Raw genomic sequence first — 17877 nt, 5'->3', positions numbered from 1 at the left:
CCCCGTCAGGGCGATTACGTATAGCCCGGAAACCCGCGCCAGCACTGGCTTTCCGGGCCGTTCTAATTTCAGCAACGGTTGCTGGCGAAATTTGAAATTGATGCACACCCCGGCCGCCCATAGAATTTTTTGCACCGCGCAAAACTCCGAGTAACGGCCGGGAAAGCGGCATTGCCGCGACGCTTCCCGATCTCCGATGAGGTCCGATGTTTTCCTACATCCTGAGGCGTCTGCTTGCCACGCTGCCCGTGATGCTGTTCGTCGCGCTATTCGTTTTCGCAATGCTCGATCTGGCGCCGGGCGATCCCGCGGCGCTGCTGGCCGGCGAGGATGCCACCGCCCAGGACATTGCCCGCATCCGCGCGACACTGGGACTGGACCAGCCTTTCGCGCTGCGCTTCGGCCACTGGATATGGGCAGTGCTGCACGGCGACCTGGGCACGTCGCTGTTCACCAGCCAGCCCGTCTCCTACATGATAGGGCAGCGCCTGGCGCCGACCTTCACGCTCATGATCATGACGCTGGTCCTGTCGGTGGCCGTGTCCGTGCCGCTGGGCGCGCTGGCTGCCTGGCGCCACAACGCCTGGCAGGATCGCGGCATCATGTTGGGTGCCGTGCTGGGTTTCTCCGTGCCTTCCTTCGTGATCGGCTACCTGCTGGCCTGGTACCTGGGACTGCAATTGCGCTGGTTTCCCGTGCAGGGCTACGTGCCGCTGTCGCGCGGCCTGGGGGCGTCGCTGTACAGCCTGGTGCTGCCTGCGCTGGCGCTGGGTAGCGTGTACATCGCGCTGATCACGCGCATCACGCGGGCGACGATGCTGGAGACGCTGTCGCAGGATTATGTGCGCACGGCGCGCGCCAAGGGCGTGCATGACCGCACGCTATTGTTCCGCCATGCCTTGCAAAACGCCGCCGTGCCGATATTGACGGTGATAGGCAGCGGCGTGGCGCTGTTGATCAGCGGCACGGTGATCACGGAAACCGTCTTCTCCATCCCGGGGCTGGGCCGCCTGACGGTGGACGCCATCCTGCGCCGCGATTATCCAGTGATCCAGGGCGTCATCCTGCTTTTCAGCTTCATGTACGTGCTGGTCAACCTGGCGGTGGACCTGCTCTATCGCGTCTTCGATCCGAGGATCAAATACTGATGCGCGCATTCCTCAAGACGCTGCGAGCGCATCCCACCATTGCCGTGGGTGGGCTGCTACTTCTGCTGCTGGCGCTGATGGCCTTGCTGGCGCCATGGCTGCATACCGTCGATCCGACGGCGCTGTCGCCCGTGAACCGCACGCGGCCGCCCAGCGACAAGTTCTGGTTCGGCACCGACCTGCTGGGACGCGACGTGTATTCGCGGGTGATCTACGGCGCGCGGGTCTCGCTGATCGTCGGCTTCACGGTGGCCGTGCTGTCGACGCTTGTCGGCGTGGCCATCGGCCTGGCGGCGGGTTTCGTGCGCTGGGTGGACGCCGTGGTGATGCGCATCATGGACGGACTGATGTCCATCCCCACCATCCTGTTGGCGATCGCGCTGATCTCGCTCAGCCGGGCCTCGCTGCACAACGTCATCGTTGCCATCACCATCGCGGAGATTCCGCGCGTGGTGCGGCTGGTGCGCGGCGTGGTGCTGTCGCTGCGCGAACAGCCCTTCGTGGAATCGGCGGTGGCCGCGGGGGCCGGCCGGCTGCGCGTGGTGTTGCGCCACATCCTGCCCAATACGATCGCGCCGTTGACGGTGCAGGCCACCTACATCTGCGGCGTCGCCATCCTGGCCGAGGCCGGCCTGTCCTTCATCGGCGCGGGCGTGCCGCCGGCCATCCCGTCCTGGGGCAACATCATGGCCGAGGGCCGCGCGTTGTGGCAGATCCGGCCTTACCTGATAGCCTTTCCGGCGATCTTCCTGTCGATCACCATATTGGCCGTCAACATGCTGGGCGACGGCCTGCGCGATGCCATCGACCCGCGCATGGCGAAGAGGGGCTGAGCATGACATCGATGTCGAATACGGGTGATCCCGATCAAGGCCGTGGCGTCATTGGACTCCATCCCGGCTCAGGCACGGGCCTGCGCGTCCTGGACGTGACCGGCCTGTCCGTCATGTTCGGCAAGGGCCCGCAGGCCATGCGGGCGGTCGAGGATCTCAGCCTGCACGTGGACCGCGGTGAAACCCTGGCCATCGTCGGCGAGTCCGGCTCGGGCAAGTCCGTGACCTCGCTGTCCATCATGCGGCTGGTGGAATTCGGCGGCGGCCACATTTCCAAGGGGGCGATGACCTTCCATCGCCGCGACGGCACGCGCGTGGACCTGGCCGCGGCCGGCCACGAGCAGATGCGCGCCATGCGCGGCGCCGACCTGGGCATGGTGTTCCAGGAGCCGATGACCTCGCTGAATCCCGTGATGACCGTGGGCGCGCAGATCGTCGAGGCCATCCGCCTGCATCAACCCATAGGTGGGAGCGCCGCCGATGCCGAAGCCCGCCGCATCCTGGACCGTGTGCGCATCCCCGGCGCGGCCGCGGCCATGCGGCGGTTTCCGCACGAGTTGTCGGGCGGCATGCGGCAGCGCGTGATGATCGCCATGGCCTTGTCCTGCAAGCCGGCACTGCTGATCGCCGACGAGCCGACCACCGCGCTGGACGTGACCATACAGGCGCAGATCCTGCAATTGATCCGTGAACTGCAGCGCGACCTGGACATGGGTGTGATCTTCATCACGCACGACATGGGCGTGGTCGCCGAGGTGGCCGACCGCGTCATGGTCATGCGGCGCGGCCGCGCCATCGAAACCAATGGCGCGGCCGCGCTCTTCGCCCATCCGCGCGAACCCTACACGCGTGCCCTCATGGCGGCGGCGCCCAAGCTGGGCGCCATGCGCGGGACGTCGGTGCCAGCCTGCTTCGACCTGCTGGAAGGCGAGAACCCGCCGCCGCGGAGCTTGGCAACGGCACCTGCAACCGCAACCGCAGCCGCAGCGGCAATGGCGGCAACCGCAACGCTGGCGCAGGCACCGTCCGCCCAGGCGCCCACGCCGGCGCCGCCCGGCGAGGTCCCCACAAGGCATCCCATCCTGCGGGTGCGCGATCTGGTGACCCGCTTCGACGTGCGTGGCGGCATCCTGGCGCGCGTCAAGCGCCGCGTGCACGCGGTGGAGAAGGTCAGCTTCGACCTGCAGGCCGGTGAAACGCTGTCCCTGGTAGGCGAGTCCGGCTGCGGCAAGACCACCACCGGCCGGTCCATCCTGCAACTGACGCCGCTGACATCGGGAAGCGTCGAATTCGACGGTCGGCAGGTGCGCGCGGACGATCCGCTGTCGCTGCGCACGCTGCGCCGCGGCATGCAGTTCGTGTTCCAGGATCCGTTCGCCTCGCTGAATCCGCGCATGCGCGTCGGCGATTCGATCAAGGAGCCCATGCTGATCCACGGTACCGCGTCGGGCGCCGAAGCGGACCGGCGCGTGGCCTCGCTGATGGAACGCGTGGGGCTGGATCCCGCGACGGCGAGCCGCTGGCCGCACCAGTTCTCCGGCGGCCAGCGCCAGCGCATCTGCATCGCGCGGGCGCTTTCGGTCAATCCGCGGGTGCTGATCGCCGACGAGTCGGTGTCGGCGCTGGACGTGTCGATCCAGGCACAGGTGGTCAATCTGCTGATCGATCTCCAGCGCGAGATGGGCGTGTCCTATCTCTTCATCTCGCATGACATGGCGGTGGTCGAGCGCATCAGCCATCGCGTGGCGGTGATGTACCTGGGCCAGATCGTTGAGATCGGCCCGCGCCAGGCCATCTTCGAAAATCCGCAACACCCTTACACGCGCAAGTTGATGGAGGCGGTACCGGTGCCGGATCCGGGACGCCGGCGCGAGGTCCGCGTCGACAGCGCGGACCTGCCCAGCCCTGTGCGCCCGCTGGACTATGTGGCGGACGTGCCGCCCCTGGAACCGGTGGGGCCCGGCCATTTCGTGGCCCGCCACCAGGTAGGCGGATTGTATTGAGCGATTTTCCTTCACCAAGGACGAGAACATGGACCGTAGGCAATTCCTGATGACCACTTCCGCCGGCATGGCGACGCTGGCCCTGCCGGGCTACGTGAGGGCCGCGCCGCGCGTGGAGTTCCGCTGGATCCCGCAGACCGACCTTACCTTGCTGGATCCCACTTTCACCACCGCGACGATCACGCAGAACCACGCACAGCTGGTGTTCGACACGCTGTACGGCATGGACAACGACTACCAGCCGCACCCGCAGATGGCGGCCGGCCATGAAACCGATGCCGACGGCCTGCGCTGGGTGATCACGCTGCGCGACCAGCTGGTCTTCCACGACGGTTCTCCCGTGCGGGCGCAGGATGCCGTGGCCAGCCTGCGCCGCTGGGCCCAGCGCGACCTGATGGGCAAGTCGCTGATGGACGCCACCGCGGAATTGACGGCACTCAACGACAAGCAGCTGCAATTCAAGCTGAAGCAGCCGTTTCCGATGCTGCTGTCGGCGCTGGCGCGGCAGACCGGCAGCATGGCGGCCATCATGCCGGAGCGGTTGGCCACCGGCCCGTCGGACAAGCCCGTCACGGAAATGGTGGGCAGCGGTCCCTGGCGCTTCGTCCGCGAACAATGGGTATCGGGTTCGCGCGTGGTGTACGAGAAGTTCCCCGGCTATGTGCCGCGCAAGGACAGCTTCCCGCCGCAGTTCAGCGCAGGACCCAAGGTTGCGCATATGGACGAGGTGCGCTGGAACGTGGTGCCCGATCGGGCCACGGCCATCGCGGCGCTGCAGGCCCACGAGGTGGACGGCGTGGAGGCCGTCGACAAGGATTTCATCGGTGTACTCAAGGCCGATCCCTCCATCACCTTGCTCAAGCGCAGCCTGCCCACTGTCGCGATCATGCGCTTCAACCATCTGCAGCCGCCATTCGACAATGTGCTGCTGCGCCGGGCCGTGCTGGGCGCGGTCAACCAGACCGACTACATGACCGCCATCAACGGTTCCGACTTCAAGGAGTACTGGACCGACCGCATGGGCGTCTTCGTGGTGGGCACGCCGATGGCCAGCGAAGCCGGCATGGACAAGCTGACGGGCAAGCGCGACCTGGACAAGGTACGCGCGGACGTCAAGGCTTCCGGCTACAAGGGCGAGACCATCGTCCTGCTCGATCCCGCCGACTTCCCCGACTACCATGCCGCCGCGCTGGTCACCGCGGATCTCTTCAAGCGCATCGGCCTGAAGGTGGACGTGCAGACCATGGACTGGGGCACGGCGGTGCAGCGGCGCAACAACCAGGATCTGCCTTCCAAAGGCGGCTGGAACGTAGCGTTCACCGGCCTGACGGGGCCCAACAACCTGGACCCGGCCGGGCACCTGGCCTTGCGCGGCAACGGCAAGGCGGCCTGGTGGGGCTGGCCGGAGAGCGCCAAGCTGGAGCAACTGCGGCAGGATTGGTTCAAGGCTCCCGACCTGGCCGCGCAGAAGAAGATCTGCGAGCAGATCCAGTTACAGGTCATCGAGGACGTGCCCTACATCCCGCTGGGCGCCAGCTACCAGGTCAGCGCCTATGGCTCGGAGTGGAAGGATTTCCAGCCGCAACTGCCCTTGTTCTACACGGCCCACAAAGCCTGACAGCAGGAGGTCGCCATGAATGCAAGCGGACCACGCGTCGCCGTCCTCGGTTTTCACCTGGAGTCCAACGCCTTCGCGCCGCTGTCGGTCGAGGCGGACTTCCGCGCGCAATGCTGGGAGGAGGGCGACCGCATCACCACCCTGGCGCGGCAGATGAGCCATCTGCCCAGCGAGCTGCCTGGCTTCTACGAGCGCATGGACGCGCTAGGGCCCTGGCAGCCCTTGCCGCTGATCGTCATCGGCGCGCCGCCGGGCGGCCCGGCCAGCACGGCGGTGTGGACGGAGTTCGTGAAACAGGCGCGCGAGCGCCTGCAGGCGGTGTTGCCCGTCGATGCCATCTACATCGCCAACCACGGCGCCTCGGCAGCGCAAGGCGAGGACGATACCGAGGCGGTGCTGGCTGGAATGCTGCGCGCGATGGTGGGCCCGGACGTGCCCATCATCATGACCCACGACCTGCATGCCAATGTGTCCGAACGCACGGTCGACGCCCTGGATGCGTTGATCGGCTATCGGACCAATCCCCACGTCGACCAGCGCGAGCGCGCGGCCGAGGCCGCCGACCTGTTGCACGAGATGCTGGGGGGCATGAAGACCGCCACGGCCTACATCCGCCTGCCGCTGACGCCGCCCTCGGTCACGCTGCTGACCGCCGCGGGACCCTATGCCGATCTCATCGCGCTGGGCGTCACGCATATGTCGCCGGCGGGGCAGGGGCCGATCGCCAATGTTTCCGCGCTGGGCGGCTTCGTCTTCGCCGACCTGCCCAAATGCGGGCTGACCATCACCGTGACGGCGCGCGGCGACCTGCGCGCGGCGCGGCGCACGGCGCTGGCGCTGGCGCGCGCGGCCTGGGACGACCGCCACCGCTACGTGCCGGACATGATCGAGGTCGAGCGCGCCGTGGCGATCGCCAGCGCATCGACCGTACCGCTGCTGTTCGCCGACGTCGCCGACAATCCGGGTGGCGGCGGGCGGGGCAATACGTCGTGGCTGCTGGCGGCGTTCCACCTGGCGCGCGTGCCGGGCACGGTGCTGGGGGTATTCGTCGATCCGGCACTGGCCGCCGAGGCCCATGCGCTGGGCGAGGGCGCCGTCTTCGACGCCGTGTTCAACCGCGAGGAGTCGGCTTTCTCGAAACGCTTCGAGGCGCGTGCCAGGATCGTGTGCCTGACGGACGGCGAAGGGGTGGGCCGCCGCGGCGTCGTGCGCGACCGCAAGTTCTCCCTGGGGCCAACCGCGCTCCTGGAACTGGAGGAATCGGGCGTGCGCGTCATCGTGGGCAGCCTGCGGCGGCAACTGGCCGAGCCGCGCATCGTGGAGATGCACGGCATCGACATCGCCAGCGTCAGGAACCTGATCGTCAAGAGCCGCGGGCATTACCGCGCCGGCTTCGACGAGTACTTCACGCCCGACCGCATCCACGACGTGGACAGTCCAGGCCTGACCACGCCGAACCTGGGGCGTGTCGGCTTCCAGCACCTGCCGCGGCCGGTCTGGCCCATCGATACGGACGTGGCCTGGCGCGAGCCGGACTGGGCGGCGGAGATCGACGCGGACCCCGCCTGAGGCCTGGGGACGCTTTCCGTCAGGCCGCTTCGGTGACCCTGCGTATCATCTCCTGCACGATGCGCATGACACTGGGCGGCAATTCCCGGCCCAGCATGGTCTGGATGTGGAAGTGCCGTTTGTGCATGTCTTCGTTGGTCAGGGGCAGGGCGACCAGTTCGCCGCGCAGGACGGCGGCCAGCACCGTCAGCTTGCCGGCGAAGATGATGGGGCCGTACTGGCTGCTGAGGGTTTGCAGCGTCCCGATGTTGTTGCTGGTCATCACCACGTTCAGCGCGATGCTTTCGTGCATGCAGCACAGGTCCACGATGAAGCGGATGGTGCTGCCCTGGCCCATGAGCGCCACCGGATAGGCGGCGACTTCCTGCATCGAGATCCGCTTGCGGTCCGCCAGCGGATGGTCCGGCCGCATCACCGCGTACACCGGCAGCACACCCACATGCTGGATCTGCACGCCCTCGGGCGCGGACAGGCTGTAGCCCACGCCGATATCGTCCTTGCCTTCGCGCACGCGGCGGTTGATGTCCTCCGACTGCCGGATCTCCAGCTGGAAGCGGACACTGGGTTCCTTCTTGCGGAAGTCGCCGATCAGGCGTGGCAGCAATTCACCGCCGAAGGCCTGGTTGGCCGATATCTTCACCAGGCGCTGGCCCACGTGGCCCAGGTCGCGCACATCCGACCGGGCCCGCTCGGCGTCCAGGTGGGCGCGGCGGGCGTAGGCCGCCATCAGCTGGCCGGATTCCGTCAGCACCATGCCGCGCGCGCTGCGGTCGAACAGCACCGTGGCGTACTCGTCTTCCAGCTTGCGGATCATGCGGCTGACGGCGGAAGGCGCCACGTGCAGCGTCTGCGCGGCCGTCGTCAGCGAGCCGTGGTTGACGACTTCCAGGAAGTATTTCAGGGCGGTATTGAGCATGGAGGGGGTGGGTTTTGCGCGGCAGCGTGGCCACTATCGCGCAAAAGCGCCGGCGCCGCCATCAGGCGCTACCCCAGGCCCGTCCAGCGCGTGCCCATGGCGCGCGCACCAGCCCCGCTACTTCAGCAGCGGTTCCAGCACCGGCCAGACATTGTCCAGCAGATGCGGCTGGCCGGCTTCGTTGGGATGCATGCCGTCGGCCTGGAACAGTTCGCGGTTGGTGGCGATGCCGTCGAGCAGGAAGGGCACCAGGCTGGCCTGGTTTTCCTGGGCGATCTTGGGGAAGAGGGCGGCGAAGCGGGTGGTGTAGTCGCGCCCGTAATTGGGCGGGATCTGCATGCCGACCATGATCACCTGGGCGCCGGCCGCTCGCGCTTTCTGCGCCAGGGTGCGCAGGTTCTGTTCGGTCATGTTCAGTTGCAGGCCACGCAGGGCATCGTTCGAACCCAGTTCGATGATGACGATGGCGGGATGGTGCTGGGCCAGCAAGGGGGGCAGGCGCGTGACGCCGCCGCTGGTGGTGTCGCCGCTGATGCTGGCGTTGATGACCTTGTAGCCGGGTTTCTTTTCATCCAGGCGTTTTTGCAGCAGCGGCACCCAGCCGCTGCCGCGCTCCACGCCGTATTCTGCGGAAAGGCTGTCACCCAGGACCAGTATGATGCGCGTTGCGGCGGAACCTGGCGCGGCGGGCGCGGTCTGACTGGCTGGCGCCTGGGCGAAGGCAGGGGCCGTCGCCAGGATGGCGGTGGCTGCGGCGGCGATGGCCGCGAACCCGAAACGGCGATACAAGGAACGGAAAAACAGGCGCATGGACACAGGCAACTCGATAGAGGTCAAGGATCTGGGCAAGCACGTTGCCGACGCGGGAGGCCGGTTGGCCATCCTGGAGGATATCGCTTTTACGGTGCGCGCTGGCGCGGCCCTGGCCATCACGGGCAGCTCGGGCTCGGGCAAGTCGACCTTGTTGGGACTGCTGGCGGGCCTGGATGTTCCCTCATCCGGCAGTGTGCATCTGGCGGGGCACGATCTGTTCGCCCTGGACGAGGACGGCCGCGCCCGTCTGCGGGCCAACCATGTGGGCTTCGTGTTCCAGTCCTTCCAGCTGCTGCCCAATCTGACTGCACTCGAAAACGTCATGTTGCCGCTGGAGCTGGCCGGCCTGCCGGCGCGCGCGGCGGCCGAGGCCATCCTGGAGCGTGTCGGCCTGGGGCAGCGCCTGCATCACTATCCACGCACCTTGTCGGGCGGCGAGCAGCAGCGGGTGTCGCTGGCCCGCGCTTTCGTCGTCAAGCCGGCGCTGTTGTTCGCCGATGAACCCACCGGCAGCCTGGACGCTGCCACCGGGGACCGCGTCATCGACCTGATGTTCGCCCTGCAACGCGAGCAGGGCGCCACGCTGGTGCTGGTGACACACGATGCAGCTCTGGCGTCACGCTGTGAGCGCCAGCTGGTGCTGGCCGCCGGCCGCGTAGTCAGTTCGAACTGACTACCGTGGCTCAGGCAGAGGCGGCGGAGCGGGCGCCGTGCCATTCCAGCAAGGCGATGCCGATGCCGCTGCTGCAGATGATGGCGATGCCCAGCCAGGTGATGGCGTCCGGGAAGTGGCCCCAGATCAGCCATCCGGTGGTGGTGGAAGTGACGATCTGCAGGTAGGCGAAGGGTGCCAGGGTGGACGCGGACGCGTTGCGGTAGGCACCGATCTGCAGCAGATGGCCCATGCAGCCGGTGAAACCGGTGGAGACCAGGACCAGCCAGTGCTTCAGGTCCAGGGCATGCAGTACCGGCAGCGCGGCCGGCAAAGCGAAGGGCAGGGCGACGGTCAAGGCGATGGCGCCCATGCCGCCGCTCCAGATCACGGAGGTCAAGGGATCGTCGCCGGCCACGCGCCGCGTGGCAATGTATTGCGCGGCGAAACAGCAGGCGCCCAGCAGGCCGCAGACCACGCCCGTGGTGTCCAGGCCGCCGCCTGGACGGATGATGACCACCACGCCGCCGAAGGCGATGGCCGCGGCGATCCAGCGCGACAGGCGCGGCGCTTCGCCAAGCACCCACGGTGCCGATGCCAGCACGATCAGCGGGGCCATGAAGTTGATGGCGGTGGCTTCGGCCTGGGGCAGGAAATGCAGCGTGGTGAAGAACATCAGCGTGGCGCACAGCATGGCCGTGCCGCGCAAGACCTGCTCGCGCGGACGCCGGCTGCGCAGGATGCCCCAGCCACGCAGGGGCACTATCAGCACCAGGGCCAGCAGCAGATGCGCCGCATAGCGCACCCAGCAAAGGATCAGCAGCGACACCCCGCCTGCCATCACCCATTTGCCCGTCGCGTCCAACGTGGACAGGAAGCACATGGACAGCAACAGCAGCACGATGCCCGCGAAGGGGCTGGGCGTGGCTGTCGCAGGCTTGGCACGAGGCGGCGCGGCTTCAGCGGTCCGCGCGATGGCCTGGGCCCGCGTCATGGTGTGTCTCCTCGTAGTCATTGCTGTTGGCCGTAGTTCTTTTCGGGCGTCATGATACGCTCCCCCGCATGATCGATCTGCGCAATATCGAGACCTTCTTCTGGGTTGCCCGCCTGGGCGGCTTTCGCGCCGCCGCGGAAAAGCTCAACGCCACCCAGCCGGCGATCTCGCAACGCATCGCCTCGCTGGAATCCGGCCTGGGCGTGCGGCTGTTCGAACGCGATGCGCGCGGCATCAAGCTGACCGCCAAGGGCCAGGAACTGCTGTCCCACGCCGAACGCATGCTGCAGATGCGTACCGACATGCAGCAGGCCGCCCGCGCGCAGAACGTCATGAGCGGTACCCTGCGCCTGGGCGTGGCCGAGACCATCGTGCACACCTGGCTGTCGCGTCTGATGGAGTACATGCACGAGGCCTATCCCGCGCTGACGGTGGAGATCCAGGTCGATACCACGCCCGCGCTCAAGGGCCTGCTGACCTCGCACCAGATCGACCTGGCTTTCCTGCTGGGGCCGGTGGACGAACCGCGCGTGGAGAACATCCATTTGTGCCGCTATCCGCTGGCCTGGCTGGCCAGCCCGCGCCTGAAGGTGGGCCGCGAGCCAATACCCCTGAAGCGCCTGGGCCAGTGGCCGGTGCTGACTTACTCGTCCAACACCGAACCGCATCGCACCGTGCGCCGCATGCTGGTCGAGGCCGGCGTGGAAAATCCCCGCATGTATGGCAGCTCGGCCCTGAGCGTGATCGTGCGCATGGCGATGGACGGCATCGGTACGGCCGCCATCGCTCCCGTGTTCCTCGATCGCGAACTGACCCGCGGCGAACTGCGCGTGCTCAATGTCCGCGCGCCCGCGCTGCCGCCCTTGAGTTTTACCGCCAGCTGGATGCAGGGTCCGGACAGCCACGTGGCCCGCACCATCGCCCAGGCCGCGCAGTACATCGCCCGGGACCAGGCGGGCGCGGGGATTCCAGGATCCCCGGTCCCCGCGGACATGCCGCCCGCCGCCGAAACGGCGTCGGCCGCGGAGGAATAGGGCTCGACGCATCAGGATGAAGCGGGCGGCCAGGCCGCCCGCGCGGCGGGGGCGAGCGGAGATTGGTACTAACCCCATCAGTAATAACCCCTATATTTTCTTTATCACTGCGATAAGAAATTCTTATCACCTTTCATCGCAACATGTGATTGGACACCCCTCTCCATGATGCGATGCAATGACGCATCGAAAAGAATCGTTCTGGCTTCAGATTCCGCACAGGTTCAAGCCCAGGCTCACATCAAGCTCAAGGGGAGCATTCCATGTTGTCGCCAGCTCCGGTCAGCAACACCACCCATCCGGCGTCGTACCAGGCGCGGCTGGACGCCCGCAATGGCGTGGCCACCGGCCCCACCGCGAATGTCGCGCCGGGCTATGTGCAAGCCAACCTGGCCATCCTGCCCAAGGCCATGGCCGACGAGTTCCTGCGCTTCTGCCTGCGCAATCCCAAGCCGTGCCCCATCCTGGCCGTGTCCGAGCCGGGTGATCCCAGCCTGCCGGAACTGGGCATGGACATCGACATCCGCAGCGACATTCCGCGTTATTGCGTGTGGAAAGACGGTGTGCTGGTCGATCAGCCGGTGGACGTGCGCAGCGTATGGCGCGACGACCTGGTCTCCTTCCTGATCGGCTGCTCCTTTTCCTTCGAGGAAGCGATGCTGGACAACGGCCTGCCGGTGCGCCACATCGAACAGGGCCGCAATGTGCCGATGTATCGCACCAATGTGCCGACGCAATCGGCCGGTCGTTTCCACGGACCGCTGGTGGTGTCGATGCGTCCGCTCAAGCCCGCCGACGCGATTCGCGCCATCCAGGTCACCTCGCGCTTCCCGTCGGTGCACGGTGCGCCCGTGCACTTCGGCGATCCCGCCGCGATCGGCATCCAGGACCTCGACCGCCCCGACTACGGCGATGCGGTGGAGATCCGTCCCGGTGAGGTGCCCGTGTTCTGGGCCTGCGGCGTGACGCCGCAATCGGTGGTTGCCACGGTCAAGCCGGAATTCTGCATCACCCATGCGCCGGGCCATATGTTGGTCACGGATCTGATCAACAGTCGCGTCGCGGCGTTCTAAACCAGAAGGGCGCCGGCGCGGCCGCGGGCGATGCGCTTCGCGCGGGGTGGCGGATACGTGTCTGCGTGCTTGGGTGCTTGGTGCCTGCGTGCATTCATGCATTCCTGCATTCACCCATTCGTGCCGGGGCGCCCGGACCACCGCAACCGGCGTCTGTCGCATCGCGCAAGGCGGCTGTGCCGTAGTTGAACCGCTTTCCGCATGACACCAGCGTGATCAGGGTTTCTACCGTCGCCATCACGCCTCAGGTGCGAGTAAGTTAGTGCGCGAAGTGCAATGTCTCGTAACTTTTGCTGTTAATCCTCCAAGTACTTGAAGTTCTCCCAGGAGCACGTAATGAAGATGAAGCTGATTGCCGGAGTCGCGGCATGCCTGGCACTGACCCTTGGTCAGCCCGCCTCCGCGCAGGAAAAAACCGTTCGCATCGGCGCGATCTATCCGCTGAGCGGCGCCCTGGCGTCCACCGGCGCGGAAATCAAGGCCGCGATTGAACTGGCTGTCGACATCATCAACAATCCCCATCCGGAACTGGAAGGCCTGCCTCTGGCCGCCGGTGCGGGCCTGCCCAAGCTGGGCGGGGCCAAGATCGAAGTGGTGTTCGGCGATTCGCAAGGCAAGCCCGAAGTGGGCCTGGCCGATGCGCAGCGCCTGATCCAGCAGGAAAAAGTGGTGGCCCTGACCGGCGCCTACCAATCCGCCGTGACGAAGACCGCCAGCCGCGTGGCCGAGCAAAGCGGCATTCCCTACCTGAACGGCGAATCGAGCAGCCCCGACCTGACCGATCGCGGCTACAAGTGGTTCTTCCGCACGTCGCCCACCGATGACACTTTCGTCGAAAACATGATGCAGTTCCTGGACGGCGTGAAGAAGGTGCCGACCAAGAAGATCGCCGTCGTGTACGAAAACACCGACTTCGGCGTCAACACCTACAAGGCCGTGGAGCGCTACGCCAAGAAGTACAACCGCGAGATCGTCGCCAACATCGCCTATGCCGCCGGTTCGCCGTCGGTGACCGCCGAAGTGCAGAAGCTGGCCGCCGCCAAGCCCGACGTCGCGCTGTTCGCCAGCTACACCTCGGACGCCATGCTGTTCGTGCGCACCATGCGTGAAAGCAAGTACGCGCCGCCGGTGCTGCTGGCCAACGACGCCGGCTTCATCGATTCGCGCTTCGTGCAGGAAGTGGGCCCGCAAGTGCAGGGCGTGCTGACGCGCGACGTCTGGAGCAATGACGTCGCCGCCGCCAAGGCCGGCCTGAAGAAGATCAACGACATGTACAAGGCCAAGACCGGCAAGGATCTGAACGGCAACAACGCCCGTTCGATGCAGGGCGTGCTGGTGCTGGCCGATGCCATCAACCGTGCCGGCTCGACCGATCCGGAAGCCATCCGCAAGGCGCTCGCCGCCACCGACCTGAACGCGACGCAGATCGCCATGCCGTGGCAGGGCGTGAAGTTCGACGAAAAGGGCCAGAACCAGCTGGGCGCCGGCCTGATCCTGGAACTGAAGGGTGCCGGCTACGTGCCCGTGTGGCCGGACACGTACCGTACCGACCAGTCGTTGCCGACCCTGCCGTTCGCCTGGAAATAATCGCCGGGTGACCCCCGGGGCGCGCGCCACGCAGCCTGGCGATCGGTGGCCGCGCCCCACATTGCAACAGCCGGCGGATCCACGTGCATCCGCCGTGGGAGTACCGCATGCTCGAAGCACTAACCGCCGGTCTGTTCAACGGCTTGATCTACGCGGCCGTCGCCGTCGGCCTGGCCCTGATCTGGGGCATTACCGACGTCATCAACTTCGCCCATGGCGAATTCCTGATGCTGGCGATGTACGCCGCCTACTGGCTCTTCACCCTGGGCCACATCGACCCCACCATGTCGGCGCCGCTGGTCGCCATCCTGCTGGGTTTCGTGGGATTCCTGACGTACGCGCTGGTCATCAAGCGCCTGCAGAAAGGCCCGCCCATGGCGGTCATCCTGGCCACCTTCGGGCTGGGCATCGTCCTGCGCCAGGTCGCCTTCATCGCTTTCACCCCGGACTATCGCAGCCTGCCCGACACCATGGTGTCAGGCAGCGTCAGCCTGCTGGGCATGTCCATCGGCCGTCCCCAGGTGGTGACGGGACTGGTGGCGCTGGTGATCGTGATCGCGCTGTTCTGGCTGGTCTACCGCACGCGCTGGGGCCACGCCCTGCAGGCCGTCGCCGAGGACCGCGACGTGGCCGCGCTGGTGGGCATCTCGCCGGACCGCGTCAATGCCCAGGTATGGATGCTGGGCAGCGCCGCCGTGGGCCTGGCGGGTGCGCTGCTGACGACGTTCTTCTATGTGTTCCCGTCGGTGGGCCTGGTGTTCGGCCTGCTGGCTTTCGTGGCGGTGTGCATGGGCGGCTTCGGTTCGCTGCCGGGCGCCTTCATCGCGGGGATCCTGATCGGCATCATCGAAGCGATGACGGGCTACTTCGTGGCCCCGGCGCTGAAGACGGTCAGCATCTTCATTCTTTTCATCCTGGTTCTCTGGTACCGGCCGCGCGGCCTGTTCGGGCGGTGGTGATATGACGATAGAAAACAAACTCGATCCGGTGGCGGTCTCGCCAGCCAAGGCAACCCATTCGCGCGCGCCGATCGCGGTGGCGGTGGTCCTGGCCGCGCTGTTCGCGCTGGCGCCCTTGTTCATCAAGGACCAGTTCACCATCCAGGTGCTGCTGCAGATCATCCTGTTCGGTGCGCTGGGCGCCGCCTGGAACCTGGTGGGCGGCTTTCTCGGCCGCGTCTCCTTCGGCCACGGTGTATTCGTCGGCGTGGGCGCCTACACCACCATCCTGCTGTTGCAGCACCTGAAGCTCACGCCCTTGATCGGCATTCCGGCCGGCGCGCTGATTTCCGCGCTGCTGGCCTATGTCGTGGGCGGTCCCACGCTGCGCCTGTCGGGCCATTACTTCGCCATGGCCACCATCGCGCTGCTGCAGATCGGCCTGCTGCTGATGATCAACTGGGATTGGGCCGGCGGTGCCGTCGGGCTCGAATCGCCCATCGGCGACGCGCCCTGGATGCTGCAGTTCCGCGGCAAGGTGCCGTACTACTGGATCGCGGTCGGAATGGGGCTGGTGACTTTCCTGGTGACCTATTTCCTGGTGCACTCGCGCATCGGTTTCTACTGGCGCGCCATCAACGGCGACGAGGCGGCCGCCCGCAGCCTGGGCGTGCCGGCCGATCGCTACAAGATGCTGGCTTTCGTGCTGTCGGCCGCGCTGACCGGTGCCTGGGGCGGCTTCTTCGCGATGTACATCGGCTTCATCGATCCGGATTCGATGTTCAGCCTGACCATGTCCGTGCAGATGGTGCTGGTGGCCATCCTGGGCGGCGTGGGCAGCCTGATCGGTCCGTGGCTGGGCGCGGCCTTGCTGCTGCCCTTGTCCGAGGGTACGCGTGTGATGTGGGGCAGTTCGGGCCTGGGCCTGGACCTGCTGGTGTTCGGTCTGGCTATCCTGCTGGTGACGATGTTCCTGCCGGGCGGCCTGGTGACGTTGAGGGGGCGCCGTGGCTCTGCTTGAAGTGAAGGAACTGACCAAGCGCTTCGGCGGCCTGGTCGCCAACAAGGACATCAACCTGTCGGTGGGCGCGGGCGAGATCATCGCCGTCATCGGCCCCAACGGCGCCGGCAAGAGCACGCTGTTCAACGGCCTGGTGGGTTATCACGAGCCGACATCGGGTACCGTCACTTTCGATGGCAAGTCCATGCTGGGCTTGAAGCCGGAGCAGGTGGCCGCGATGGGGCTGGTGCGTACCTACCAGATCCCGCGCAACTTCGGCCAGATGACGGTGCTCGAGAACGCCATGGTGGGCGCCTTGCTGCGCCATCCCCGCCTGGGCGATGCGCGCGAAGCGGCGCGCCAGGTGCTGCAGCTGGTGGGCCTGGCCGACCGGGCCGACGTCAAGGCGGCCGGCCTGAACGTGGCGGGGCAGAAGCGCGTGGAGCTGGCGCGCGCGCTGGCCACCGAACCGAAAATGCTGTTGCTGGATGAAGTGGCGGGCGGCTTGAATCCCACCGAGGCCATCGCCCTGGCGGAGATCCTGCGCGGCATCCACCAGTCCGGCGTCACCCTGGTGATCGTCGAGCACGTGCTGGAGGTGGTGATGCGGCTGGCCCAGCGCGTCATGGTGCTGAACTTCGGCCAGATGATCGCCGAAGGTCCGCCGCAGGACATTGTGCGTAATCCCACCGTCATCGAAGCCTATCTGGGGAGAAAGCACCGTGCCTGATGCGATGTTGAAAGTCGAGAATCTGAGCGTCGCATACGGCGGCGTGCAGGCCGTGCGCAATATTTCCCTGGAAGTGCGGCCGGGCGAGATCACCGCCTTGCTGGGCGCCAATGGCGCCGGCAAGTCCAGCACCCTGGCGGCCGTCATCGGCCGGGTCAAGCCGGCCGGGGGCCGCGTCATCTTCGAAGGGCAGGACATCACCGGTACGCCGCCGGAGAAGCTGGTCACGCGCGGCATTGCCCTGATTCCGGAAGGCGCGCGGGTGTTCGCGCGCCAGCCGGTGGAGCAGAACCTGCGTCTGGGCGCGTACACGGTGCGCGACGAGGCGGTCTTCAAGCGGCGCCTGGAACACGTGTATACGCTGTTCCCGCGGCTGCGCGAGCGGCGCGAGCAGCTTGCCGGCACGATGTCCGGGGGCGAACGGCAGATGCTGGCCATCGGTCGCGCGCTGATGAGCGGGCCGCGGCTGCTGTTGATCGACGAGCCCAGCCTGGGGCTGTCGCCGCTGCTGGTGGAGCAGGTGTTCGATGCGCTGGCTGCCCTGAATCGCGAGGAGAAGCTGTCGGTGCTGCTGGTCGAGCAGAATATGGCGGCGGCGCTGGAAGTGGCCGCGCAGGCTTATGTGATGCAGAGCGGGGCCATCGCGCTGTCGGGCAATGCCACGGAGCTGGCGGCGTCCGATGAGGTGCGGCGGGCTTACTTGGGTATGTGACCCGGGATGTGACCCGTTCAGCCTGCGTTCAAGCTATGCTGACAAACCGGCGGTTGAGTTGTGAAACTCTTCGCCGGTTTTTCTTTAGCTGTGTGCTGTTTGTGTAACTTGGATGGACTACAGGGAATCCCCCAGGGCTTCCCGTCACGAACGTCGCGCAAATGCCGCAAAGCAGAGGTCCTGTGTTGTGTCCCTAATTAGCGTTGTCAAAAAAGTATTAGGGACGCGACAAAAATCTCTGGCAAAATGGCGGCATC

The 17877-nt window shown here is 66.5% G+C and carries 16 protein-coding genes; 13 read left to right on the top strand and 3 right to left on the bottom strand.

Annotation, left to right across the window (positions count from 1 at the left end; genetic code table 11):
• Positions 1–206: 206 nt before the first annotated feature.
• From CEY05_RS04285 to CEY05_RS04265, 5 genes are all read left to right on the top strand, one after another.
• Positions 207–1148 (top strand): ABC transporter permease, encoded by a 942-nt coding sequence (locus CEY05_RS04285; protein ID WP_088596106.1) that lies wholly within the window; start codon positions 207–209, stop codon positions 1146–1148.
• Positions 1148–1981: an ABC transporter permease gene (locus CEY05_RS04280; RefSeq protein WP_088596105.1), complete on the top strand. Its 834-nt coding sequence runs from the start codon at positions 1148–1150 to the stop codon at positions 1979–1981. The genes CEY05_RS04285 and CEY05_RS04280 overlap by 1 nt, the downstream gene beginning before the upstream one ends.
• Positions 1982–2094: 113 nt before the next feature.
• Entirely contained in the window at positions 2095–3984 is a 1890-nt protein-coding gene (locus CEY05_RS04275) for a dipeptide ABC transporter ATP-binding protein (RefSeq protein ID WP_233161400.1), read from the top strand.
• Positions 3985–4012: 28 nt separating this feature from the next.
• On the top strand, positions 4013–5602 hold the full coding sequence (locus CEY05_RS04270) for an ABC transporter substrate-binding protein (RefSeq protein ID WP_088596104.1): 1590 nt from the start codon (positions 4013–4015) through the stop codon (positions 5600–5602).
• Between the two features lie 15 nt (positions 5603–5617).
• Positions 5618–7171 (top strand): M81 family metallopeptidase, encoded by a 1554-nt coding sequence (locus CEY05_RS04265; RefSeq protein WP_088596103.1) that lies wholly within the window; start codon positions 5618–5620, stop codon positions 7169–7171.
• Between the two features lie 19 nt (positions 7172–7190).
• Here the strand turns inward: CEY05_RS04265 and CEY05_RS04260 are convergent, their stop codons facing one another.
• A complete protein-coding gene (locus CEY05_RS04260) occupies positions 7191–8087 on the bottom strand; it encodes a LysR family transcriptional regulator (protein ID WP_088596102.1) in 897 nt (298 codons plus the stop codon).
• A gap of 117 nt (positions 8088–8204) precedes the next feature.
• Positions 8205–8897 carry an arylesterase gene (locus tag CEY05_RS04255; RefSeq protein WP_233161345.1) on the bottom strand — a complete coding sequence of 231 codons (693 nt, stop codon included), beginning with the start codon at positions 8895–8897 and terminating at the stop codon, positions 8205–8207.
• On the opposite strand from CEY05_RS04255, the gene CEY05_RS04250 reads away from it, so the two are divergent.
• On the top strand, positions 8896–9573 hold the full coding sequence (locus CEY05_RS04250) for an ABC transporter ATP-binding protein (RefSeq protein WP_233161344.1): 678 nt from the start codon (positions 8896–8898) through the stop codon (positions 9571–9573). The two genes, CEY05_RS04255 and CEY05_RS04250, sit on opposite strands and share 2 nt — an antisense overlap.
• A 10-nt stretch (positions 9574–9583) precedes the next feature.
• Here CEY05_RS04250 and CEY05_RS04245 read toward each other — a convergent pair whose 3' ends face one another.
• On the bottom strand, positions 9584–10546 hold the full coding sequence (locus CEY05_RS04245; protein WP_088596101.1) for a DMT family transporter: 963 nt from the start codon (positions 10544–10546) through the stop codon (positions 9584–9586).
• 68 nt (positions 10547–10614) lie between these two features.
• On the opposite strand from CEY05_RS04245, the gene CEY05_RS04240 reads away from it, so the two are divergent.
• The 7 genes from CEY05_RS04240 to CEY05_RS04210 all read left to right on the top strand — a co-directional run bounded on the left by CEY05_RS04240 (position 10615) and on the right by CEY05_RS04210 (position 17620).
• Positions 10615–11580, top strand: coding sequence for a LysR family transcriptional regulator (locus tag CEY05_RS04240; protein ID WP_088596100.1), 966 nt, complete (start codon positions 10615–10617; stop codon positions 11578–11580).
• A gap of 263 nt (positions 11581–11843) precedes the next feature.
• Positions 11844–12653, top strand: coding sequence for a putative hydro-lyase (locus CEY05_RS04235; protein WP_088596099.1), 810 nt, complete (start codon positions 11844–11846; stop codon positions 12651–12653).
• 336 nt (positions 12654–12989) lie between these two features.
• Positions 12990–14240 carry an ABC transporter substrate-binding protein gene (locus CEY05_RS04230; protein ID WP_088596098.1) on the top strand — a complete coding sequence of 417 codons (1251 nt, stop codon included), beginning with the start codon at positions 12990–12992 and terminating at the stop codon, positions 14238–14240.
• A gap of 107 nt (positions 14241–14347) precedes the next feature.
• Positions 14348–15199 (top strand): branched-chain amino acid ABC transporter permease, encoded by an 852-nt coding sequence (locus tag CEY05_RS04225; RefSeq protein ID WP_088596097.1) that lies wholly within the window; start codon positions 14348–14350, stop codon positions 15197–15199.
• Between the two features lies 1 nt (position 15200).
• Positions 15201–16199, top strand: a complete 999-nt coding sequence (locus tag CEY05_RS04220) for a branched-chain amino acid ABC transporter permease (protein WP_088596096.1) — start codon at positions 15201–15203, stop codon at positions 16197–16199.
• Positions 16186–16908, top strand: a complete 723-nt coding sequence (locus CEY05_RS04215) for an ABC transporter ATP-binding protein (protein WP_088596095.1) — start codon at positions 16186–16188, stop codon at positions 16906–16908. The genes CEY05_RS04220 and CEY05_RS04215 overlap by 14 nt, the downstream gene beginning before the upstream one ends.
• A 4-nt stretch (positions 16909–16912) precedes the next feature.
• Positions 16913–17620, top strand: a complete 708-nt coding sequence (locus CEY05_RS04210; protein WP_088596094.1) for an ABC transporter ATP-binding protein — start codon at positions 16913–16915, stop codon at positions 17618–17620.
• Positions 17621–17877: the final 257 nt, after the last annotated feature.

This window comes from Achromobacter sp. HZ34 (assembly GCF_002209485.1).
GTDB lineage: Bacteria > Pseudomonadota > Gammaproteobacteria > Burkholderiales > Burkholderiaceae_B > Bordetella_C.
The sequence above is the reverse complement of the archived record's forward strand: the minus strand, read 5'-3'. Positions and strand labels throughout refer to the sequence as shown.